The organism is Ferdinandcohnia sp. FSL W7-1320 (assembly GCF_038050315.1).
Taxonomy (GTDB): domain Bacteria; phylum Bacillota; class Bacilli; order Bacillales; family Bacillaceae_L; genus Ferdinandcohnia; species Ferdinandcohnia aciditolerans.
On sequence record NZ_JBBPAM010000001.1, the window covers coordinates 1,216,609 to 1,239,067 of the forward strand.

Genomic DNA, 22,459 nt, shown 5'->3' on the forward strand with positions numbered 1-22,459 from the left:
TATTGAAGGGGTGGAAACTAAATTGGTAAATAACGTTGAAACTAATAAAATTGTAGTATCACAGGACGGAACTGGTGACTTTAAGACTGTTCAAGAAGCCATTAACTCTGTTCCAGAGAATAATCTATTTCCGGTAATTATTTATATCAAAAATGGCACCTACAAAGAAGTGGTAACGATTTCAGAAAACAGGAGGTTAATTTCACTTGTTGGAGAGAGTTCGTTAAACACCATTATTACCTATGATAATTTTGCCGGGAAAGTAAAGGAAAACGGAGAAAAAATCGGTACAAGTGGTAGCGCATCAGTGTACCTCCTCGCCGATGACACCCGTGTAGAAAACATTACTTTGGAAAATTCATATGATGATTCTTTTGAAATTGATCCTGTAAAGATTAATGGTAGACAAGCTGTTGCTGTATTTACATCAGGCAAACGTGTATATTTCAATAATGTGAGATTTCTAGGAAAACAAGATACCCTATACGTTCACAAAGGAACGATGTACTTTTACAACTGTTATATTGAAGGGGATGTCGATTTTATTTTTGGTGCAGCTCAGGCTGTATTTAATCAATGTCGAATCCATTCTCTTGATAGGGGATCAAAGATTGATAATGGGTACGTAACAGCAGCTAGCACATTAATTTCAGAACCATTTGGGATAATGATTATGAATAGCAAATTTACAAGCGATGCACCACCAAAGACTGTTTATTTAGGAAGACCTTGGCCAGCTGGCGGGAACCCGGATGCCATTGGTAGTGTTCTAATAAAGGATTGTGAACTAGGCGAACATATTAACATCGAAGGATGGACCTCAATGAACGGGCGCTTAGAACCTGAGGATGCCCGATTATATGAATATAAAAACTTCGGTCCTGGTGCAGTTAATCATATGAAAAGAAGACAATTATTTGAGGAAACAGTAAAAGATTGGTCGATACAAAATGTTTTAAAAGGTTGGGAGATTAGCGAACTAGTAAGTAAATAACAAATGAAGGGGCCGTCCGGAAGTCAATTTTCATGACCTTTTGGACAGCCCCTTTTTAATTTAGTTAATACGCATTTTAGACTTAAAATTCAGGGTTAAATGTTTCCTTTTCTTTGCGTACTAAACAAAGGATTCCTGCAATAAGGTATAGAATACTCGCAATAATGGAGATTAGGAATGTTGCAAGTGTCGAAAGTACAGCAACCACAATTAAAAGAATCCCTGCTGCTTTTGGATGCTTATTCCCTTTAAGAAGAAATAAAGATACAATTCCGAGTATGATGGCTAAAATACTTACAATAATGAAATACCAGCCTCCGGATGTAACCATATCTGTAATGATTCCCATATCAACTCCTTCAAGAGCTGGATCTTCTGCGGCAATACTCTCCATTTCTTGTGTGAACTCATTATTGTCACCAAGACCTACAAACATAATTCCAAATAAAGTTAAAAATACAAAGAAACAAGCTCCAATAATGGTTAAAACAAATTCACCAGTACGTTTCATACATAGTTCCCCCTTAAAAAAAAGTTTCATTTTGATTGTACTATACAGTATATAGTATACAATCTGATTTTCTTCCTAATCCTCTCCAAAAGTGGAATTAGTTTATTTACGAAAAAGAAGAAAAAAGGTTTCAAAATGGTGAAAATAATTTTTTCATACGATTTACGCATAAATAAATAAGGGATATATATTTAATAAGTATTATTACCATTGTATTAAAGAAATATTAAAAAAATTTTGCAAACGGGAGACGATTTATGTTAACCTAGATTTATAGGTTTGTAATTGGTAAATATACCAATTTAAGACAAAATAGTAGTTTGGTAGTAAACCTCGTTCTGGGGGTCTACATAATAAATATATAACTAGGGGGAATGCAAATGCTGAAAAAGTACTCATTTCTAACTTTGCTGCTAGCATTGGTTTTACTCATTGCTGCGTGTAGCAGTGATAACACGAATGGTGACGACAAGGATGATGAAGGAGGAAGCAGCGCTGAATCCGGAACAGTCGATCTTCTAATGGGTACAGGTAGCCAAGGAGGGACCTATTTTCCACTTGGGGCCGAAATGGCGAATGTATGGAACAAGAATATTGATAACGTGAACGTGACATCAACAGAATCAGGCGCTTCTGTTGAGAACCTAGCCAAAATTTCAAATGGTGAGTTTGACCTTGGAATGACTGTTAATCTACCTGCCTACAATGCACTTAATGGGACTGGTGATTTCGAAGGTAAGAAGGTTGAAAACTTCGCATTTATTGGGCATATTTACCCTGAAGTTCTTCAAATCATTACACGTGAAAGCACTGGTGTTGAGACAATTGCAGATTTAAAAGGAAAAAGAATTGCGATTGGACCTCCTGGAAGTGGAACACAAACTGCAACAAAAGCGGTTTTAGCCGCTTATGGAATCAACGATGGCGATTATGATGCCTACCAAGAAGGATTCGGTGATGCAAAATCGAAACTTCAAGACGGTACAATTGATGCTTCATTCGGATTACTTGGATTACCAGATGCAGGTATCGATGAGCTTCAAGCTTCAGTTGGAGATGTGAAGTTCTTAGAGGTAACTGGTGATGAATTAAAAACGGTAGAAGAAACAAGTGGATACACTGGCTATACAATTAAAGCAGGTTCTTACGAATGGTTAAAAGAGGATGCGAATGTTGTATCCGCATACGCTGTTCTTGTTGCAAATACAGACACAGTGGATGATGAATTAGCTTACCAACTTGCAAAAGTCATGCTGGAAAACGCAAGTGAAAATACACATGCTCAAGCAGCCCACATGACAAAAGAAAACGCACTTAGTGGATTAGGAGATTTACCAATTCATCCTGGTGCAGAAAAGTACTATAAAGAAGTTGGAATACTAGATTAATAGCTTTATCTTTATTCAGCGGAAGTCCCCTACTTCTATAAGTGGGGGACAAATGCAATTTTGAGCAGTAAGATCAAAGACTAAGAACGCCACATCATGTGGCAACGTCTTTAAGACCCACATCGTGTGGGCCTAAAATCGGGCGCATATACGCCAAGGCGAATTTGATTAGAAGAAGGGCTTAACACTATGTGTTCTGGCCCTTTTTTTAACAAGTCCTACTCTTCAAATAAAATAGATTTACAGGTGGTGGTAAGAATGAATTGGTGGAAGAAAAAGGAGATGAGGGATTCGAACGAGCCTACTCAAAATAAAGAAAGTGTGTCTGCAGAAGAGATCCTAGAAAAATACGATCGGGAAAGTACCTATCGAAGGAATCTTGGAAAATGGAAATGGATTGTACTCGTTTTGGCTGTTGGCCTGACGCTATTTCATCTTTATACAGGGTATCGCGGTGCTTTTGAAGCTCGAATTCAGGGTCCTATACATCTAGGGACAGCATTGGGATTAATCTTTCTTCTTTATCCAATTAAAAAGGGACTTCATCGTAAACAAAAAGGAATTCCTTGGTACGATGTGATCCTAGCCATTATTTCATTAGGTGTTGGCTATTATAATGTTATTTTCTATGAGGAATTGGTTTCAGAGCGAATTGTATTCGGATATACAACCCCAGATTATATTGTTGGAACATTAGGAGTATTACTTGTCCTTGAAGCGGCCAGAAGATGTGTTGGCCTTCCGATTGTAATCGTATCGAGTGTGGCCATTCTTTATGCATTGTATGGTAACTTGATTCCTACGAAACTATTTGCTCACCGTGGTTTTTCTTGGAATACATTGGTTACTGATTTATATTTAACGACAAAAGGAATCTATAGTACGCCAATCCAAGTTTCCTCGACATTTATCTTTCTATTTTTATTATTTGGTGTCATGTTAATTCGAACTGGTGTTGGACAATTTTTTAATGATATTGCATTTGCGATCACTGGTCGGTTTACGGGTGGTCAAGCAAAAGCAGCAGTCGTAGCAAGTGCCATGCAGGGGATGGTTTCGGGCAGCTCTGTAGCAAATACAGTTGGTTCCGGTTCGTTTACGATTCCAATGATGAAAAAAGCAGGTTATAAACCAGAGTTTGCTGCAGCAGCGGAAGCCTCTGCATCAACTGGTGGTCAAATTATGCCACCAATCATGGGGGCAGCCGCATTTATCATGGCTTCCTATACAAATATCCCATATAGCCAAATCATGTTGGTTGCAATTATCCCGGCAGCCCTTTATTTTCTTGGCGTATTTTTTGGTGTTCACTTCGAATCTAAAAAGATTGGGATTGTGGGGGTTCCAAAGGAGACATTACCTAAAGCGAAGAAGTTAATGCTTGAACGTGGTTACCTATTGCTTCCTCTTATCGTTATTTTCTATACATTACTGACAGGAAAGACGCCAATGCGTGCTGCATTGCTTGCGATTCTTGTCTCATTTTTAGTGAGTCTTGTTCGTAAAGATACAAGAATGTCGTTAAAAAGTGTCATTAAAACACTTGAGGAAGGTGCAAGAGTTGCTTTGCCGGTTATCGCAGCCTGTGCGTCTGCGGGGATTATTGTTGGAGTAGTTGTTCAAACAGGTCTTGGTGGACGTATTGCTGATGGTATTATTGCATTGGGTGGAGGAAGCTTAATCCTTACTTTGTTCTTTACCATGATTGCTTGCTTAATCCTTGGAATGGGTTTGCCAACAACAGCAAACTATGTTGTTACAGCTACAATGGCTGCTCCCGCATTAATCCTTGGATTAGATGTACCAGTACTCGCAGCTCATATGTTTGTCTTCTATTTTGGAATCGTAGCAGACATTACTCCTCCGGTTTGCTTAGCCGCCTATGCAGGGGCTGGCTTAGCGAGGGCAAATCCATTTACAACGGGAGTAACAGCAACAAAGCTTGCGACAGCTGCCTATATTATTCCATTTATCTTTGTCATCAATCCGCAAATGCTATTAATTGACGTCAAGGTTCCATTCTTGGTCATTTCTGTCATAACGGCAATCATTGGTATGATTGGCATTAGTACAGCAATGATCGGATTTTTTATACGCAAGGCATTTGTATGGGAGAGAATTATTCTATTCGCTGCAGGCTTAAGTCTTGTGTCACCGAGTATTTATTTTGGAGCTGCAGGTGTGATTGCATTATTTGCAATTCTATTTATTCAATCTCGCCGACCTAAAGAAAATATTCAAGCACCAACGATGTATTTTAACTAATTTATTACCACCCGTTTAGAAAAGGGTGGTTTTTTTTCTGCTATGTTTAGAGAAATTGAGTTTACTCTGAATAACCTATTTACTTCAAAGCTTGTCTCATTTTATAATGAAATTAATATTTCTTTATTTTTAAATATGAAATATTAATTTCATTAGAGGGGGCTTTTCGATTGACATTGATTCAATCTAACAAAGGTGATATTTCTGAAAAAGTTATCGGGTCTGCAAATTTATTTACGAATGCAAAATCTGTAATTCCTGGAGGAGTTTCAGCAAACATAAAATATTTTCCACCTCATCCCATCTTTATGGAAAAAGCAAATGGAAGTCGATTGGTTGATGTCGATGGAAATGAATATATCGATTATTTACTTTGCTATGGAGCACTTCTACTTGGCCACGGTCACCCAGAGGTTACGGCTGCTGTAAATAATCAATTGACCACAGCAGGAACAGCAGTTTTTGGTGCTCCACACAGATTAGAAGTTGAAATGGCAAATAAATTAATTGAGTATTTTCCCGGTATTGAAATGGTCCGCTATACAAACTCTGGATTAGAGGCTACATTATTAACGATTCGATTGGCACAAGCTTATACAGGAAAAGCAACCATAGCAAAATTTGAAGGACATTATCATGGAGGCTATAATGAGGTTTTGGTAAGTGTGAATCCCACCATTGATGAAGCGGGTGATGAAAACAGGCCGAACTCTGTACCAGAATCGAAAGGGATATCATCACATCACGTCGAAAATACAATAATTCTACCTTTTAACGATTTAAAAGCAACGGAGCAAATATTGAGAAAATACAAGGATAAAATTGCAGCTGTAATTATTGAACCTGTTCAAGGTGGATTTATCCCAGCTGAAGAGGGTTTTATGGTTGGGCTTAGGGAGCTAACCCAGAAACTTGGGATCGTTTTAATCTTTGATGAAGTTAAAACCGGTTTTCGCCTAACGCTTGGAGGTGCACAATCTATTTTTGGAATAAAGCCAGACCTTACAGCTTTGGGAAAGGTTTTAGGAGGTGGCTTTCCAGTTGGAGCAGTAGGTGGACATCAAGAAATCATGGAGATAATGGACCCTACAAAAGGCGGAGATATATTATCTGCAGGTGGAAAGGCTATAAAGAAAGATCATGTGCTATTTCATAGTGGGACCTATAATGGTCATCCAATTGTATTAGCAGCGGGATTAGCGACGATTAAAGTTCTTGAGGGAGATAATGTGTACCCAGGATTATTACAAAAAACGAAGAACCTTCGTTCAAGCCTCGAAAAACTTTATCATTCTTATGGGATTGAAATGCAAACTGTTGGGATGGGAAGCATTTTTAATATTGTCCATACAAATCATCCTATTAGAAATTATCGTGACTTGTTAAAAGCGGATATGAAACTCCGTGAAAAAGTCGATTATGAATTATTAAAGATGGGGATTTATACAAAACCATTAAATCGATATTCAATGTCTATTGTCCATACAGATAAAGACATTGAAGAAACTGTTAGAATGCATGAAAAGGCGATTAAAATTGTGAAAGGAATCGGTTCATAAGATGCAAGAGGTGTATCAAAATATAACGAATAAATTACCTGAAATGAGTAAATCACAACGTAAAATTGCAAAATACGTATTAGGAAATACGGAATCTGTACCATTTTTTACTGTTGGACAGCTAGCTAAAATGGCGGGTGTCAGTGAGGCAACTGTTGTCCGTTTTTCCACATTTCTAGGATATAGTGGGTATCCCGAATGGCAAAAAGCCATGCAGGATTCTGTAAAAAGACAGCTTACCACCGTTGAACGTTTAAAGATTACTGAGGATATTTATGATTCAGAGGATAAAGCTGTTTATGAAATGTTTCAGGCCGAAATTAAACGGATTCAAAAGATGGCAGACCAATTTGATATAAAGGCATTCCATCAAGCAGTCGAGGCTATTATTAATGCAAAACGAATCTTTATAGTCGCAAATCGTAGTGCAGTATCTCTAGGATCTTTTTTGGAGTTTTATTTAGATTTATTATTCGAAAACACCGAATTAATAAGGAACCCGAATGGAATTTCTGAAAAGTTATTTCGAATCAATGAAGAGGATATTGTAATCGGACTGAGTTTCGCAAGATATACAAAAAATACGATTGATGCGGTTTCGTTTGCCAAAGACCGCGGCGCAAATGTAATTGCGATAACAGATACGAGTCTTTCTCCGTTGATTCCATATGCAAACATTGTTCTTTGTTCACCAAGTGAGATGCCATCGTATATTGATTCATTTGTTGCTCCGTTAAGTTTACTTAATGCTTTATTAACAGCAGTAGGTCGAAAGAAGCGGAAAGAAATTGAAAAACATCTTACCGATATAGAGGAAGTGTGGGAAAGGTTTCAAATTTTTTATGGGTAAGCCGAAACGACGTGCGAATGGGCACGTCGTTTACTTTGAATGTTTTTGTAATTTAAGCCGATCAATCGTAGCTGGCGGCTCTTGAATCCACTTACGATTAACAAGAATACCAAATCCTTTAGCAGCGTAAAGGAAAATCTCACCAATGGTTTTTGAGTAAAATGCAACCAAATCTGCCCTCATGGATAATCCTTGGGCATGTCCAAGCAGAGTAATATCGATACTATTTAGAGCATGAAAGAGTGTAACAATGAGTTTATCAGAAAATGGTGAAACCGTAGAACCTGTTACCTCCATTGGAATGGACGTTGTTCCCATTAGATTTTCCTGTTTTAGAAGGTCATTAATAAAAGTAACTTGTTTTTCTGATATTTGTTTTCCTTCACTAATAAAGTCAAAGATTTCTTTATCCTTTACTACCTGCAGGAATCCCATGCAAAGAACAATCGCAAAATAATTTCGTTCGATATTAAAAAACATATCCGTGATTTCCAAGACATTTAATGGCCTTTTATCACCGATTAATCTTGTTAAGTAACTTTTCTTTTCAATATATTCGTTTTCAGTAGGATAGACAACCATAGGCGGTCGGTCATACAATCCTTTATTAAGCATTAACTCAGTCGCTTTATTATATTGTGTTGTAGCATCTGATAAGCATTTAGAAAATAATAATCGAATATCCTCTCTAGCCACACTTGAAGTTATAAAGCTAAAATTGATCATATTCATTCGACTCATAGAATAAACAAAGGTTAAAGAAAAAGGATCATAAAACAGTGGTGGTGCTGACAAATTAATATCCTCATCCGAAAATATATCAGGTAATGGTATGTTCTCATCCGAAAATATTTGCTTTATCTCTTTCATTTGCCCACTATATATTTGAAAAGATTCATTTAATAGCGGTTTAATTTCTTCATCTTTTAAGTGGTGTAGGAAATATTTAATCAAACAAATCGTCATACTGGCCTGTATTAAAGTCGTCCATAATCCACTGATTTCAGCACTGGATAAACGAATATTATGTTTCTCCATGAGGCACCCTCCCCAATACTTCATATATGGGTAGTATTGGTTAAATGAAAATTTCTATTCTTTGACAATTCAACCTTCCATATAGGATAATAATTGATCAAACTCTTTGTTAATGGATTTGATCTGATCATAACCCTCGTCTGTTTTGTTTGAATCCCCATTTATGATCCCCTGAAGCAGAGTATTCATGCCTTCCATATATCGTTCAATCGACGCTTGAATGCGAACTCTTAACTCGTACAAACTTTTATTACTCGGTTTATCATCAAGCTCAATTAGATTAAAAATGTACATCGCTTCCTCATTCGCAATTTGCATGGTTTCAACTGCTGCCTCTAATTCATCCTCTTTTTTCATTTCTTCTAAAAGCATATTTAAATCCTTATTAAGTTGAGTAAATTTTTGAACATGACTTTGAAGACTTTCTAAAATATCCTGATCCTTTTTTGAAAGATTTTGATCAAGGGTACTATATAGGTCTGAAGCATCTCTAGAAGGTGAGGAGCATCCTATTAATAATGTAAGTATGATGAATGGTAGAATGATTTTTTGACTCATATCGTCCCTCCCTAGTAACGTATATAAAAAGATATGAGACTTGTCCTTGTTATATGCTTGCGGTTTGACAAATAGATTCTAGTATATTATCTTGAATTAAAGATAATTTTTCTATTATTAAGTTCTCGTTAGGAGATACTAGAACAAGCATTTTGTTTAGGAGGAATACGATGAAGCATATTTTCCGAGAAGGTAAAGATAAAACAAAACCAACACTTCTGCTATTACATGGTACAGGAGGAACGGAGTCAGATTTATTGCCATTAGCACCACATATTGATGAAGATGCATCCGTATTAAGTGTACGAGGAAATGTATCTGAAAATGGCATGCCACGTTTTTTCCGTCGCTTAGCCGAAGGGGTTTTTGATATGGAAGACCTAATTTTCCGTACGAAAGAATTAAATGAGTTCCTCGACGAGGCTGCAGCAACTTACTCATTCGATCGAAATAATATTGTTGCAATAGGGTATTCAAATGGAGCAAATATTGCTGGAAGCCTACTGTTCCATTACAAAAATGCCATAAAAGGGGCCATTCTGCACCATCCAATGGTACCAAGAAGAGGGATAGAGTTACCCGACCTTACTGGTACACCTGTCTTCATAACAGCAGGTAAAAATGACCCAATTTGTCCAGCACAGGAAACCATTGACCTACAAGACCTTTTACAGAAAGCAAACGCAGACGTTGAGGTACATTGGGAAAATAATGGACATATGCTGACTGGCACAGAGGTTGCTGCAGCAGCAAAGTGGTATAAGAAACAAATCTAAGATTGGGTAGTTTCTTTTTGATTGCGTGTTAATGTATGTAATTGCGTAATAACAGATCTAAGACCCAAGATTGTGTTGCGAAGACACCAATCTTGGGTTATTTGCGTTTAAAATCTTATTTATTGTATTGCCTATAGCAACGCACTTTCGCCAAACTATCTCGCCCCTTACTCCCTTATCCCATACAAAATATTCCTACAAGAATAAAATACCATTTATGGAGGATTATATATAAAAATGTCTCTTTTAACTTTAAACAGCATGTTCTACTTCTCTAAGTGGGGTTTTATTGAAAAAAGAGTAATAAAAATGTTTTGGAGTTTATCCAAGTGCTGTATAAAGTTAAAGCCTCCGGCGGATGTCACGATTTTTCGAAGGATATTTTTCAAGTGTAGGATCAAAAGACTAAGAACGCTACGTCCTGGGGCAACGTCTTTGTGATACACATCGTGTGGGCCTAAAAAAAATCGGGCGCAAATACGCCAAGGCGTATTTGATAGAAAGAGGTATCGAAATGTCTTGGTCTACTATAAAGAGAAGTCCGAAACGAAGAAGTACAAAACTTTCAAAACAACCAGCTGCGACAGCAAATGACAATATGATTCCCCATAAATTGGTTGAAGAACTGCCAACAGATCAGCTGGGTAGAAACCTTGATACCACGATTGAATTACTGAAAAATCTATTAGGGAAAAACGCTGATTTCTTTTGTCGAAAGTTTCAAATGTACGGTAAATTTAATGCGGCGATTATTTATTTCTCTAGTATTGTTGATAAAAACGCAATTAACAGTGGCATTATGAAGCCACTAATGTATGTTCCAGTTCAAACAGACCTTGAAAAGCTTACAGTAACAAATGTGTTGGATTTCATTTTGAATGAGGCCATGTTTCATACTGAAATAAAAAAAGAAGATAGTATTGAAAATATCATAAACGCGCTATTACGCGGAGAAACTTTTATTTTTATCGATGGGGTTAATTCTGGTATTCAATTTGCTGTAAAGAATATTGAAAAACGATCAATCTCTCAGCCAGAAACAGAACAGGTTATATTAGGACCGCGAGAGGGTTTTATTGAATCATTACAAACGAACATAGCATTATTGCGAAATCGATTAAAAACTGCTGACTTTCGCGTTGAAATTATGGAAATAGGTCGCATATCAAAATCTACCACAGCCATTTGTTATCTTGAAGGGATTGCAACTGATGACTTAGTAAAAGAAGTGAAGGATCGTTTAGGGAAAATTGATATTGATGCCATTTTGGATGTAGGCTATATCGAACAATTTATAGAAGATAATCATATGTCTCCCTTTCCACAGATTCAAAGTACAGAACGCCCAGATAAGACAGTAGGTAGTATTCTAGAAGGAAGAGTGGCTATTCTAGTTGATGGATCACCGTTCTCGATCATTGCTCCGGTTGTATTTAATCAATTTTATCAAACCTTTGAGGATTACTCTTCTCGATTTTTAATGGGTAGTTTTGTACGAATTGCACGTATGATTGCATTAGTTTTTTCTTTAATTTTTCCATCTCTATATGTGTCGTTTATCTCGTTTAATCCAGAGTTGCTTCCTACAGAGTTTGCTGTAGCCGTTGCGGGTGGACGTGCAGGTGTACCATTTCCTGCAGTGGTAGAAGTATTAATCATTGAAGTCGCGATGGAGATCCTCCGTGAAGCAACTGTTCGCCTACCTAAGCAGGTAGGCGGGGCTCTTTCCATTGTAGGGGTACTTGTTATCGGGCAAGCCGCGGTTGAAGCGGGAATTGCAAGTCCAATAACAGTTGTTGTAATTGCGATGACTACGATTGGTTCATTTGCTACTCCCGCATATGATGCAGCGTTTGCTCTACGCATGCTTAGATTTCCAATTGTCATAATGGCGGGCTTTTTTGGACTTTATGGAGTTGTTATTGGCGTAATTTTCATTTTTAATCATATGCTTTCGTTAAAATCCTTCGGAGTCCCTTACATGAGCCCAGTAACTCCTGGTAATTTCCAGGGTTTAAAGGATGTCATTATTAGAGCACCATTCTGGTGGATGCCAAAAAGGCCACAAATGCTACATTCTCAAAACTCTGATCGTTTAGGAAAAACAAAGGGAGAATCTAAAAAGGGAACAAGTAACACTTTGGATCCAGTAATGGTTGGGAATGAAAAATGGGAGGAGGACAAGTCTAGTGGAATATCCACGCGAGATAACAGTCATTCAAGCAACAACGATTCTAATTAGTACCATAATTGGAGTGGGATTATTGGCACTTCCACTCTTTGCAGTTCGGACAGCGGATACAGGTGCCCCGCTTGTAACATTATTTGGTATAGCGATAGCATCTACTGGGCTTGGATTGATTACATTTCTTGGAATTCGTCACCCGAGGAAATCTATTATTTTGTATGGAGAAGACATCCTGGGGAAGTGGTTAAGTAGGGTGCCGAACATTGTTATCATTCTCTTTTTTGCAATATTAACTGGATTAACTTCGAGGGAGTTTGGAGCTGTAGTTATTACTGCCATTTTAAAGCAAACTCCGCTAGAAGTGACTGTAATTGTGATGCTGATACTCGCGGCACTGTCTACAAGGAATGACATGAATGTCTTTGCTTATATCCATAATTTTTATGTCCCGTTTATTTTGGCACCTGCTTTAATCATCGTTGCTTTGTCTTTAAAAAACGCAAATAGCTTATATTTACTTCCGGTAGTAGGAAATGAACCTGGAAGTTACTTAGTTGGAGGCCTTACCATTGCGGCATTATTTCAGGGTTCATTTATTTTTACAATGATTATTCCCTTTATGCGGCATCCACGAAAAGCGTTCAAGGCTAGTATTTGGGGAATGGTTATTGCTGGTGGTTTATACTTGTTAATTGTAATTGCAACTGTTGCGGTGTTTGGCCCTGTTGAAATAACGAACCTTCTATGGCCGACCCTTGAATTAGCTCGTACGACCTCAATACCAGGTAATATTCTTCAGAGATTAGATATTGTTTTTTTATCTGTGTGGGTAATAGCTGTATTCACTACATTGTTTTCTAGTTATATGTTCACGGTTCATTCGATTAGCCAGATGGCTGGATTACGTGATCATAAAATGCTTTCCTTTTTTATTTTGCCGATTGTTTTCGTGATTGCGATGATTCCACAAAATATATTGCATTTATACGATGTAATTGAAATATTTGGTAGATTAGGACTGATTCTAACAGTGGGTTATCCTTTGTTGTTAGTTAGTGTAGACCTTGTAAAGAAAAAGGTGAAAAAAAGTGGGAGTATCAAAGCATAGTTGGAAAACTTGTTTAAAAATTATACTTATCGCTTTGGTGCCTGGTCTATTCTTAACAGGTTGCTGGGATAGTGATGACATTGAACAACGAGCGACGGTTTTAGGTATTTCAATTGATAAGGTTGATGATGCAGACGGTGCAGACCTTGCTCAAATAACAGGTTTAGGAAATCAATTTCCAAAGCCGAAAGAAGGACTAATTAGATTAAGTGCTCAAATTGCTGTTCCAGGAAGAATTCCACTGGGACCGCAAACGGGTGGGGCTGGAGTAGATCAAAATCCACTTTGGGTAATCAGTGTAGTGGGATATACCTTAGATGACACGATAGCTGTGCTTCAACAAGAAGTGGCTGACCGGCTTTTTTTTGGCCACCTACGGACCATTGTCATTAGTGAAGAAGTTGCGAAGGATGGGGTAAAAAGGTTTAACGATTATCTTCGAAGAAATCCTGAGATTAGAAGGACTGCTTGGATGGTGGTATCGAAAGGGGAAGCGAAAAAATTTATGGAGGTGGCACCAAAACTAGAGCGGGTCCCTACTCTATATTTATCTGCAATGGTCGAAAATGCTGTTAGATTAGGTACATTTCCGGAAGATTTTATCGGTTTGTTTTGGACAAGGCTACAAAGCAAAGGGCAAGATACGTTTCTTCCATATCTTGAATTGAAAAAAGAGGATAATATACAAATTTCCGGTTTAGCGTATTTTAAAGATGATCGAATGATAGGTCGTACAGAACCAGTTGAAATAGGCTTATTTATGGCTGTAACAGGAGAGAAAAGAGGTGGTTATGAGGTCTTTGTTAAAGTACCTGATACAGATGTTAAGGTGATTGTGCGGGCAGAACATCGCAGGACATCAATAATACCAACCCTACGAAACGGGAAACCTCATTTTGTCATCAAGATTCATTATGAAAGTACAATCGCCGAAGGAGCGGTTGGAATCGATTTAAACAATGCGGAAATTGTTCGAAAAATCGAGGAAGAGGCTACAAAGGGAGTAATTGAAGGAACCAATAGGTTAATTAAGAAAATGCAGGATGAACAATCAGATATTTTTGGATTTGGTGAATACTTCCGAGCAAAACAACCTGCTTACTGGAATAAAAAGATTCAAACAAAAGAGAAATGGCGTGAAGTATACAAGGATTTAACCTTTGATATTCATTGTACAACAAAAATTCGAAGAGTGGGTACAAAGGCAAAATAGCCTAATCGTACCGAAGGAGTACTATATGATCTTTATTGGGTATTTAAATTACGTAGTTGTACTATGTGTCATGACTGGGGTCTTTATACTCATGTTTGATGTGAAGGGATATAAAACTAAGAACATGCAAAAAGAAAAGAAGATAAGCACGTTTCTAGGATGGTTCAATATAACTGCTGGGATATTTGCCTTTTTAATAAATTGGGCGTATCAGCAGATTTTCTGGTGAAAATCAAAACAAGCCCCTAGTCTTTAAATATTTTAGGGGCTATCTTCATTTAGATTTCCAACGGTCGTAAATTTGATTCAATTTCACTTCGCTTTGGTTCTAAAAATGCAGGAAGTGCAAGTTTTTCTCCTAACGTTTCCAATGGTTCATCTATATCAAACCCAGGAGTGTCAGTTGAGAGCTCAAATAAAATACCATTTGGTTCTCTGAAGTACAATGCTTTGAAGTAATAGCGGTCTACCTTACCGGAGTTGGGAAGGCGTGTTTGTTTTATTTTTGTAACCCAATCTTCATATTCCTCATCGTTCGGAATGCGGAAGGCCACATGGTGCACACCACCACGACCCAAACGTTCTTTTGGTAGATCAGGTCGTGTTTCAATATGGAGTTCGGCTCCAGATCCACCCTCACCAGTTGCAAAGACTAGGATTTCAGGATAATCACCTGCAAGCGATGGGTAGCTGCCAACCTTCCGAAAGCCCATTACATCTGTCAAAATTTCCACGGTAGGTGCAGCGTTGGCAACGGTTAATGTGACTGGTCCAAGCCCAATTATCGCATGTTCAGCTGGGATACCGCTTATTTCCCATGGTTCACCTGCAGGAACTCCCGCTTCGCTATTATCTGCAACAAGAATGATTCTTGAGCCTTCGTAGTCTTGAAATGCCATAGTATCACGACTAGCTCGCTTCGTGATTTCTTCAGTTGAAATGTGATACTCTGCTAAACGCTTTTTCCAAAATTGCAAGGATTCAGATGACTTCACACGTAGTGAAGTAGAAGAAATGCTTGAAACTCCAGGGTGTGTTCGTCCAAGCCCAGGTATATCGAAGAATGTAATTTCGGTCCCCGGATTTCCTTTTGCATCTCCATAGAAAAGATGGTAGGATTGCGTATTATCTTGGTTAACTGTTTTCTTGATTAGGCGCATTCCTAATACTTTTGTATAAAATTCAAAGTTTCGCTCCGCTTTGCCAGTAAGTAACGAAACATGATGTAAGCCTAGTAATTGCATGCCCATTCCCCCAATAAAATAAATTATCTTGAATTCAAGATAATTATATCACAGAATAGATGATATAGAAAAGGCCAAGGAAAGGAAACCCCTGGCCTAAGTTGATTATTTCTTTTTCTTCTTTTGAACGTTTTGTTTTTCTGCCTCTACTTCCGTATAGGATGCGAATTCAACAAGCTCTTCACTAATTCTATTTCCTTTTTTTGCATTATTATTTCGTTGTGCATTTGCATTTCCACGCTTTGTCCTTCCCAATTCGTTCATCTCCATTCTTAATATTTCATTTTGTAGTATGAGTAGTTTGCCTCTTATAATGTAAGGCCTGAAGTAGGAAATTTAGCCAGTTAACTTGCTAAAAATACCCTCACAGGTGTGAGGGTATTTTTATTGGTAGGTGTACTAGCGATTTTTATTAGCCTGGGACTGCTGGTTCTGTTTACGAACTTCAGCAACATCCGTTTCGCTAGCAAATTCGGTACTGAAAGAGGAACCGGTTGAAGTGAATTGTTGTTGCCCAACAGATTGTTGGAGCTGCTGTGCGGACTGCTCTATCTGATTTAACTGCTGAGCAGCATTCAATTCACGTCCAGCAAATCCAGGGGCAGATTGTTGCACTTGTGGTGAGCTTTGTTGGAACTGCTGTGCATTCATTTGCTCTGTTTGAGCCAACTGCTTAGCTGTTTGTTTGATTTGATTAAGTGCAGCTTGAGCCTGTGCTGGAATTTGTTGATTGTTGTTGTTTTGCATTCGGAACCCTCCCAGACGAATTTTTGTGGATTCTCAAAAGGCCTTCCCTTTCAAAAATCCTTTCTTAATTTGTGTCTTACTAACCTTTTTAATGTATTGAAAAGAATGTTAAAAGAGTGACATTTTTCAGTGAATATAAGGAGATTTGTTTGTTCTCATTTTTTAAGGCTGTTATCATAAACTTTGTTGCTTTTTGATCCGATTATGCAAGGGGTTATTATTGTCCATTCACTGATTTCATTGATGGTACGAGATCCTCGAAAATGCTGGCATTTTCTTCGTTAGATGTATGTTCAAGGAAGCAAATTCAACGTCCTGCGGGAATAGCGAGAAAGAAGAGACCCCGCTGCGACATAACGACTTGTCCAGTTGCAGCGGCTAGAAACTCGAGAAATTTCAACTCCTCCTTCAGAGGCAAAATACGCCTCTTTGTCGGAGTCTCCGACGCACAGGACGTGCTAGTGCCGACTTCGCCACAGGACGTGGCGCTTTAGTCGGCCAATTTTCTCGTTTCTGTGCAAGCCGCCTTCACATTTCGTTGAGGAGGCTTGTGGATCGCCCGCGGAAAGCGAGTGCCAGGAGCGGAAATCACCCTACATTTAAAAACAACAATCTGTTAGAAAAAGCCTTTTTTAAAACATCTATAGTAGGCTTACCGAGTTTTTTGTTGTTCATTTCAAACCATCCATTATATAATTCAAGTAATGGAAGAGGTGATTTGAATGAAACGAATCGATTTTTGGGGTAGAGATGAATATGATGAAAGACTTCTTGAAGAAGTACTACGTGGTGTGAAGACAGTCACCTGTACCCCAAAGGTTTGGTATGATCAATTGCCAGATGAAGAAAAAAGCGAAAAAGGCGATATCATACAAGCTTTTACGAAGCGGAATGAACATGTGGCAAACATCCAAATTACCGATTTTTATGAAATACGATTTGGTGAAATTCAAGGTGATGTGGGTAGAAGAATCGCGCAGGGCGAAAATTCCACGCTTGATGAATTTATAGAGGATCATATTTTCAGCTGGGAGAAACCACTACAAATGGATGGTTACGAACTGAATGAAGATACGGTGATAGTCGTTGAACATTTTACACTTAAGGACGTTTTTATAGATGTTAAGATAGATTTACACTTTGTCCCAATGTCCGAGGCGGAACGGTTTAAGGTCGCCAATTGGACAGATTTTGAGTTGTTTGGGATAGCTAGTGATTACTTTTATTCCGTATATAAAGAGAAAGATTTTGTGGCATTTGTTCGTTTTCGACAAAATGAAGAAATCACATTTATATACTACAAAGTAAATCCCGTCTTTGAAGGGAAAGTGGACGAAAAAGAACTCTTGATTAAAGCTGAAAAGTACGCCAAAGATAACCTATTGGCAACCCAGTTGATTCATGAATGGAGCTCCATTTACACCTATCATAAATAAGAATACAAAAAGACGCTTTGCGTAATATACGCAGAGTGTCTTTTTTAAAAGATAAGAAAGTATAAAAATTTGGGTCTACCACAGTCATTTAAGCTGTGGTATTTTCATTTTATGGAGACCAATATATTGAGAAGAATATTTTTTGATAAACACCAACATTGGGAAGCTTTCAAAAGAAAACACGGTGCTAAAATCCGCCCTATCGTAATTAAGGAGGTTGAGAAATTTCGAGATTGTGGGGATATCAAAAATGGATTTAAGTTATTTGTGTGTGAAGGTTGTCATGATGTGCGAAAGGTTCCTTACCGATGTAAAGGTCGATTTTGTACCACGTGCTCTGTTGGAGAAAGTGAAGAATGGAGTAGGTTACTTACTGAAGATGTTCTTCAGGTTAATCATCGGCACGTAATTTTTACGATTGATGAAGGACTAAGAGATGTATTTCTCCTTCACCGACATCTATTAAAAGATTTAATGGATGCTTCTGCAAGACTACTTACTGACTTCTTCAAAAAGAAAGCAAAGGTAACACCTGGGATTATTGCTGGACTCCACACTTTTGGTTCAAGGGTCAACTTCAATCCTCACGTACATATGTTAGTTACAATGGGTGGATTAACAGAAAAAGGAGAATGGAAGCAGTATGATTTCTTGCCATTTACGATGCTTCGTAAACAATGGCAAACGGTCGTATTAAAATTAATTAGAAACGGAGTTTCACCAAGAGAAAAGAAAAGAATCCAACCAAGACTTCAAAAGGCGTTCACCAATAATGGCGAAGGCTTCTATGTGTATGCACCTAAACAGAGGGGAAAAATAAAAGAACAACTTCGTTATATTGGCCGTTATATTCGTCGACCAGCGATTGGAATCAATCGGATTGAGGCATATGATGGGCAATTCGTTACGTTCAAATATAAGGATAAAACTGACGGAAAAGACAAATCCGAAACCGTAAGTGTCGAAGAATTTATTTCACGTTTAATTCGCCATATCCCAGACGAGCAATTTAAAACTATTCGGCATTACGGTATGTATTCTAGAAGATCAAAAAACTTGTGTAAAAAAGTGTTGAGTACTTGGCAACAAAAAGCAAGACGTTGGGTTGTAAAAGTTAAGAAAACCTTACGTCGCCAGACGTGGCGTGAAAGAATAGTAGCCAGTGGCAAGAAAGACCCTCTCGTTTGTCAGAGGTGTGAATGTTACTATGAATACAAGGGAGAAGTCTGCCTTGAAAATGGTAAATTAGAAATAAAGGTAGCCTTATGCAAAACTACAAGAGCTTATTTAGAAAGGATGATTAACGATCTCACCGGTATCAAAAACCCGCAAAAAGGGAAAGAAAAAGAAGAAAAACATAAGCCTAAACCAGTCCAAGCAACAGAGCGTCAGCTATGTTTGTTTGGCGTGTCATGAGAAAGAAGAGATTCCTATTAACGTGGTAAGGGATTTCGATTTAATGGATGATGGAGATCCGACAACTCCTCCTATGTTTGCATGTGAAAAATGTGGGGGTGAAATGTATCCTGAGTATTATAAAGGGGTACATGGCATAGAGTACAAATTATCGGATATTCTCTAACCATGAAAAGGACCGGGCTATGCCCGGTTTTTCTTAGATGCCGCCAAAAAATCAATTTGACTTTCGAATACCTGTAAATGTAAAATCGTGGGACGAGGTGACTCACTTCTTGTCCTATTTAATAGATAATACAATATTGGGGCAACGAAATATGTCCATTAAGTCCAAAAGGGAGAAATGAAATGAAGCAGCTTTATATGATTTTGGTTCTAGTAGTTGTGATGGCTTTTGTTGCGCCTTTTCAAGCTTTTGCTCAAATGTCTCAACAAATTGATGCACCAACGATAAAGAGTGATTCAGTCATTTTACTAGATGCAAATACAGGTTCAATTCTATATCAGAAAAATAGTGATACGAAATTATATCCTGCAAGTTTAACGAAAATAGCAACTGCTGTTTATGCAATTGAAACAGGAAATTTAGACGATATTGTCACAGTTACTGAAAATGCCTATGAAACGGGTGGAACTCGCGTCTACCTGGAAGAAGGGGAAAAGGTTACCCTAAAACATCTTATCCAAGGGCTGCTGATTAATTCCGGCAACGATGCTGGTGTTGCAATTGCGGAGCATCTTGATGGAAGTGTGGAGAAATTTGCTAAATCCTTAAACTCATACCTGCAAACGAAAGTGGGTGTCAAACAGACCCATTTTACTAATCCACATGGTCTATTTGATGAAAATCACTATACAACTGCATATGACCTTGCTTTAATAACGAATTATGCTTTGGAAAATCCACTTTTCCGTGAGATTTTTGGAACGAAGGAATTAGCCTGGAATGGTGAAAGCTGGGATACAACTCTCTATAGCCACCATTTAATGCTTAGAGGTGAAATCCCATATGAAGGAATCACAGGTGGAAAAACAGGCTTTGTCCAGGAATCGCGATTCACTCTTTCAACTACTGCGGAAAAAGGTGAAATGTCTTTAATAGCGATTGTATTAAAAGCAGATCGAAATGAAATTGCTTATGAGGATACAATTGAGCTTTTAGATTACGGCTTTGAAAATTTTGAGATAAAAGAAGTAGCTGCAGATAAATCCTTTATCGGTGACAAAAAAGAAAGCTATCATTTGAACAAGCCACTGAAATTTACACAAATGAAAAATGAAAAAGTTCAACTTGCGATGAACGACCAAGGTGTATTACAGGTACTTGGGGATGATGGCCGACTTCTTGCAACAAAACAGATGAAAATGGATATCCCAAAGGAAGCGTTAAATACCCGCGCTGAAATCAATCCAGCAAATATCAATCCTAAGGTTCCAGTACCAGCCATCCTAATGGTCCTGTTTTTTGGCGTTAGCCTTGTCTATCTACGAAAAACAATAAAAAACATAAAAAAGAGCACTTAATCAAAAGTGCTTTTTTTTTGTGGGACGAGGGACTTGTCCCTCTGTCCCGCAAACACAATATGCTTTTGTCCGAAGTAGTTTAGCATTGTGTAAAGTCCTGTTCCAAGCAAGACAGCTATTTCGTTTGTGTAGGGTAGTAAAATGAAACCTACTATGAATTTACTTGCTGAATAGGAAAGAAAATAGCAGCTCAGAATGACTAAAATAAATAAAGGGATGCTTCTTCCAAATGTGGCATTGCTGTTAAATGTAAAGCGTCGGTTTAAGAGATAACTGACGATCGCACCAACTGAATTTCCTAGGAAAGTTGAAAGCCAGTAAGAGAGACCTACCGCATGCAAAAATAAAAAAATACTTGATAGTCCAACAATGGTATTCATAAGTCCAACTAGGAGAAAGCGGATGAATGTGTTAGTTGGTTTCAGATAATGGGCTGTAATCAATCAAGTGTCCACCCTCTTTCGGAGCTTCTGGTTCTTCCTCAGGTATTGCTAGATTGAACGTGTCGATATCGACAACGAACTTTGGACGACGCTTTGTTTCCTTATAGATTTTTCCGATATATTCTCCGATAAAGCCTAAAGCAATTAACTGCAATCCACCAATTAACCAAATCGAGGTAATAAGGGAAGTCCAGCCTGTCTGGGTTTGTCCACTAAATTTCAAGTAAAAAAAGTAACCCCCAAAAAATAAGCTAACAAAGAATGAAAGCAGCCCCATTAATGAAATTAAGCGAATCGGAGTTACACTAAACGATGTAATCCCATCAAGAGCAAAGGAGAGCATTTTTTGTAATGGATACTTTGTTTCCCCAGCCATTCGTTCTTTACGGTCATAGAAGACAGATGTAGATTGAAAGCCGATTAGAGGAACCACTCCTCGTAAAAATAGGTTACTTTCATCGAATTGTTCGAGCGCATCCACGGCCCGCCTGCTCAGTAAGCGGAAATCGGCATGATTATAGACAAGGTTAACACCCATGAATTTCATTAACTTGTAAAACCCTTGTGCAGAATGCTTCTTAAAGAAAGTATCAGTCTTTCGTTCTTTACGTACACCATAAACAACTTCATAACCTTCCGAGAAGCGATGTAGAAATTGACGTATGACCTCAATATCATCCTGTAAATCGGCATCTATGGAGACGAGACAATCTGACTGACGCTTTGCGGAAAACAATCCTGCTAGTAGGGCATTTTGGTGGCCAACATTTCTGGATAACTTTAACCCTTTTATTTTATTATCTACAAGGCCTTGTTTATAAATGATTGACCATGTTTGATCCTTGCTTCCGTCATCAACAAATAAGAGTCTACTTTTTTCGGAAATTAACTTGTCCTCGATAAGATCATCCAGAAGGGCTCTAAGTTGTTTCATTGATTCAGGAAGAACTTCCTCTTCGTTATAGCAAGGGACAACAATTGTAAGTAAAGGTATGTTCATGATGAATCCCCCTAAAGAAAAGTTTGGTTATAATGTTTATTGAAACCTTGTTACTGGCAAAAATCTAAATTGAGAGGTTAAACGGTAGTAATTGGTTGATATTCAAGAGTCCTGTCCAACCAGATCAATTGTGTTATTGAAATGATTGTAAGATTGCGACACAAAGCATGTTCCCCCGTTCGCTTTGTGTTAGAATAAGCC

The 22,459-nt window shown here is 38.0% G+C and carries 21 protein-coding genes; 13 read left to right on the top strand and 8 right to left on the bottom strand.

Annotated features, from left to right (window positions below):
* Positions 1–22 precede the first annotated feature (22 nt).
* On the top strand, positions 23–994 hold the full coding sequence (locus tag NST91_RS06145) for a pectinesterase family protein (protein ID WP_341330451.1): 972 nt from the start codon (positions 23–25) through the stop codon (positions 992–994).
* Between the two features lie 82 nt (positions 995–1,076).
* Here the strand turns inward: NST91_RS06145 and NST91_RS06150 are convergent, their stop codons facing one another.
* The gene (locus tag NST91_RS06150) at positions 1,077–1,505 is read right to left on the bottom strand and encodes a DUF4064 domain-containing protein (RefSeq protein ID WP_121446265.1); all 429 of its coding nucleotides are present in this window, start codon (positions 1,503–1,505) and stop codon (positions 1,077–1,079) included.
* 380 nt (positions 1,506–1,885) lie between these two features.
* On the opposite strand from NST91_RS06150, the gene NST91_RS06155 reads away from it, so the two are divergent.
* The 4 genes from NST91_RS06155 (at position 1,886) to NST91_RS06170 (ending at position 7,567) form a co-directional block, all read left to right on the top strand.
* The gene (locus NST91_RS06155; RefSeq protein WP_341330452.1) at positions 1,886–2,893 is read left to right on the top strand and encodes a TAXI family TRAP transporter solute-binding subunit; all 1,008 of its coding nucleotides are present in this window, start codon (positions 1,886–1,888) and stop codon (positions 2,891–2,893) included.
* Positions 2,894–3,151: 258 nt separating this feature from the next.
* On the top strand, positions 3,152–5,158 hold the full coding sequence (locus NST91_RS06160; RefSeq protein ID WP_341330453.1) for a TRAP transporter permease: 2,007 nt from the start codon (positions 3,152–3,154) through the stop codon (positions 5,156–5,158).
* Positions 5,159–5,328: 170 nt separating this feature from the next.
* Complete coding sequence (locus NST91_RS06165; protein WP_341330454.1) at positions 5,329–6,717, top strand: aspartate aminotransferase family protein; 1,389 nt, start codon at positions 5,329–5,331, stop codon at positions 6,715–6,717.
* Between the two features lies 1 nt (position 6,718).
* Positions 6,719–7,567: a MurR/RpiR family transcriptional regulator gene (locus NST91_RS06170; RefSeq protein ID WP_341330455.1), complete on the top strand. Its 849-nt coding sequence runs from the start codon at positions 6,719–6,721 to the stop codon at positions 7,565–7,567.
* 30 nt (positions 7,568–7,597) lie between these two features.
* Here NST91_RS06170 and NST91_RS06175 read toward each other — a convergent pair whose 3' ends face one another.
* A complete protein-coding gene (locus NST91_RS06175) occupies positions 7,598–8,605 on the bottom strand; it encodes a DUF3231 family protein (protein WP_341330456.1) in 1,008 nt (335 codons plus the stop codon).
* A 69-nt stretch (positions 8,606–8,674) separates the two neighbouring features.
* A complete protein-coding gene (locus NST91_RS06180; protein ID WP_341330457.1) occupies positions 8,675–9,163 on the bottom strand; it encodes a hypothetical protein in 489 nt (162 codons plus the stop codon).
* A gap of 170 nt (positions 9,164–9,333) precedes the next feature.
* Between NST91_RS06180 and NST91_RS06185 the strand changes: the two genes are divergently transcribed.
* The 5 genes from NST91_RS06185 to NST91_RS26290 all read left to right on the top strand — a co-directional run bounded on the left by NST91_RS06185 (position 9,334) and on the right by NST91_RS26290 (position 14,677).
* The gene (locus NST91_RS06185; RefSeq protein WP_341330458.1) at positions 9,334–9,939 is read left to right on the top strand and encodes an alpha/beta hydrolase; all 606 of its coding nucleotides are present in this window, start codon (positions 9,334–9,336) and stop codon (positions 9,937–9,939) included.
* A gap of 514 nt (positions 9,940–10,453) precedes the next feature.
* A complete protein-coding gene (locus NST91_RS06190; protein ID WP_341330459.1) occupies positions 10,454–12,181 on the top strand; it encodes a spore germination protein in 1,728 nt (575 codons plus the stop codon).
* A complete protein-coding gene (locus NST91_RS06195; protein ID WP_341330460.1) occupies positions 12,129–13,235 on the top strand; it encodes a GerAB/ArcD/ProY family transporter in 1,107 nt (368 codons plus the stop codon). The genes NST91_RS06190 and NST91_RS06195 overlap by 53 nt, the downstream gene beginning before the upstream one ends.
* Positions 13,216–14,448, top strand: a complete 1,233-nt coding sequence (locus tag NST91_RS06200; protein ID WP_341330461.1) for a Ger(x)C family spore germination protein — start codon at positions 13,216–13,218, stop codon at positions 14,446–14,448. The genes NST91_RS06195 and NST91_RS06200 overlap by 20 nt, the downstream gene beginning before the upstream one ends.
* A 25-nt stretch (positions 14,449–14,473) precedes the next feature.
* Positions 14,474–14,677: a CLC_0170 family protein gene (locus NST91_RS26290; protein WP_440273602.1), complete on the top strand. Its 204-nt coding sequence runs from the start codon at positions 14,474–14,476 to the stop codon at positions 14,675–14,677.
* Positions 14,678–14,726: 49 nt separating this feature from the next.
* Here NST91_RS26290 and NST91_RS06205 read toward each other — a convergent pair whose 3' ends face one another.
* The 3 genes from NST91_RS06205 to NST91_RS06215 form a co-directional block, all read right to left on the bottom strand.
* A complete protein-coding gene (locus NST91_RS06205) occupies positions 14,727–15,692 on the bottom strand; it encodes a ring-cleaving dioxygenase (protein WP_341330462.1) in 966 nt (321 codons plus the stop codon).
* A gap of 105 nt (positions 15,693–15,797) precedes the next feature.
* A complete protein-coding gene (ypzF, locus tag NST91_RS06210; RefSeq protein ID WP_165918145.1) occupies positions 15,798–15,947 on the bottom strand; it encodes a protein YpzF in 150 nt (49 codons plus the stop codon).
* Positions 15,948–16,091: 144 nt separating this feature from the next.
* Entirely contained in the window at positions 16,092–16,439 is a 348-nt protein-coding gene (locus tag NST91_RS06215) for a gamma-type small acid-soluble spore protein (RefSeq protein WP_246006388.1), read from the bottom strand.
* 722 nt (positions 16,440–17,161) lie between these two features.
* Between NST91_RS06215 and NST91_RS06220 the strand changes: the two genes are divergently transcribed.
* The 3 genes from NST91_RS06220 (at position 17,162) to NST91_RS06230 (ending at position 20,815) form a co-directional block, all read left to right on the top strand.
* Positions 17,162–17,875, top strand: coding sequence for an ASCH domain-containing protein (locus NST91_RS06220; protein WP_341330463.1), 714 nt, complete (start codon positions 17,162–17,164; stop codon positions 17,873–17,875).
* A gap of 111 nt (positions 17,876–17,986) precedes the next feature.
* Positions 17,987–19,291 (top strand): IS91 family transposase, encoded by a 1,305-nt coding sequence (locus tag NST91_RS06225; protein ID WP_083967595.1) that lies wholly within the window; start codon positions 17,987–17,989, stop codon positions 19,289–19,291.
* Between the two features lie 348 nt (positions 19,292–19,639).
* Positions 19,640–20,815 carry a D-alanyl-D-alanine carboxypeptidase family protein gene (locus tag NST91_RS06230; RefSeq protein ID WP_341330464.1) on the top strand — a complete coding sequence of 392 codons (1,176 nt, stop codon included), beginning with the start codon at positions 19,640–19,642 and terminating at the stop codon, positions 20,813–20,815.
* Here NST91_RS06230 and NST91_RS06235 read toward each other — a convergent pair.
* Complete coding sequence (locus tag NST91_RS06235; protein WP_341330465.1) at positions 20,812–21,258, bottom strand: GtrA family protein; 447 nt, start codon at positions 21,256–21,258, stop codon at positions 20,812–20,814. The two genes, NST91_RS06230 and NST91_RS06235, sit on opposite strands and share 4 nt — an antisense overlap.
* Complete coding sequence (locus tag NST91_RS06240; protein ID WP_341330466.1) at positions 21,227–22,258, bottom strand: glycosyltransferase family 2 protein; 1,032 nt, start codon at positions 22,256–22,258, stop codon at positions 21,227–21,229. Before NST91_RS06240 ends, NST91_RS06235 begins: the two co-directional genes overlap by 32 nt.
* Positions 22,259–22,459: the final 201 nt, after the last annotated feature.

Excerpts from the sequence above, each read along its gene's own strand:
- NST91_RS06155 (WP_341330452.1), top strand. The coding sequence starts at position 1,886 with ATGCTGAAAAAGTACTCATTTCTAACTTTGCTGCTAGCATTGGTTTTA.
- NST91_RS06230 (WP_341330464.1), top strand. The coding sequence starts at position 19,640 with ATGAAGCAGCTTTATATGATTTTGGTTCTAGTAGTTGTGATGGCTTTT.
- NST91_RS26290 (WP_440273602.1), top strand. The coding sequence starts at position 14,474 with ATGATCTTTATTGGGTATTTAAATTACGTAGTTGTACTATGTGTCATG.
- NST91_RS06175 (WP_341330456.1), bottom strand. The coding sequence starts at position 8,605 with ATGGAGAAACATAATATTCGTTTATCCAGTGCTGAAATCAGTGGATTA.
- NST91_RS06190 (WP_341330459.1), top strand. The coding sequence starts at position 10,454 with ATGTCTTGGTCTACTATAAAGAGAAGTCCGAAACGAAGAAGTACAAAA.
- NST91_RS06215 (WP_246006388.1), bottom strand. The coding sequence starts at position 16,439 with ATGCAAAACAACAACAATCAACAAATTCCAGCACAGGCTCAAGCTGCA.
- NST91_RS06180 (WP_341330457.1), bottom strand. The coding sequence starts at position 9,163 with ATGAGTCAAAAAATCATTCTACCATTCATCATACTTACATTATTAATA.
- NST91_RS06240 (WP_341330466.1), bottom strand. The coding sequence starts at position 22,258 with ATGAACATACCTTTACTTACAATTGTTGTCCCTTGCTATAACGAAGAG.
- NST91_RS06220 (WP_341330463.1), top strand. The coding sequence starts at position 17,162 with ATGAAACGAATCGATTTTTGGGGTAGAGATGAATATGATGAAAGACTT.
- NST91_RS06225 (WP_083967595.1), top strand. The coding sequence starts at position 17,987 with ATGGAGACCAATATATTGAGAAGAATATTTTTTGATAAACACCAACAT.
- NST91_RS06160 (WP_341330453.1), top strand. The coding sequence starts at position 3,152 with ATGAATTGGTGGAAGAAAAAGGAGATGAGGGATTCGAACGAGCCTACT.
- NST91_RS06170 (WP_341330455.1), top strand. The coding sequence starts at position 6,719 with ATGCAAGAGGTGTATCAAAATATAACGAATAAATTACCTGAAATGAGT.
- NST91_RS06185 (WP_341330458.1), top strand. The coding sequence starts at position 9,334 with ATGAAGCATATTTTCCGAGAAGGTAAAGATAAAACAAAACCAACACTT.
- NST91_RS06205 (WP_341330462.1), bottom strand. The coding sequence starts at position 15,692 with ATGCAATTACTAGGCTTACATCATGTTTCGTTACTTACTGGCAAAGCG.
- NST91_RS06150 (WP_121446265.1), bottom strand. The coding sequence starts at position 1,505 with ATGAAACGTACTGGTGAATTTGTTTTAACCATTATTGGAGCTTGTTTC.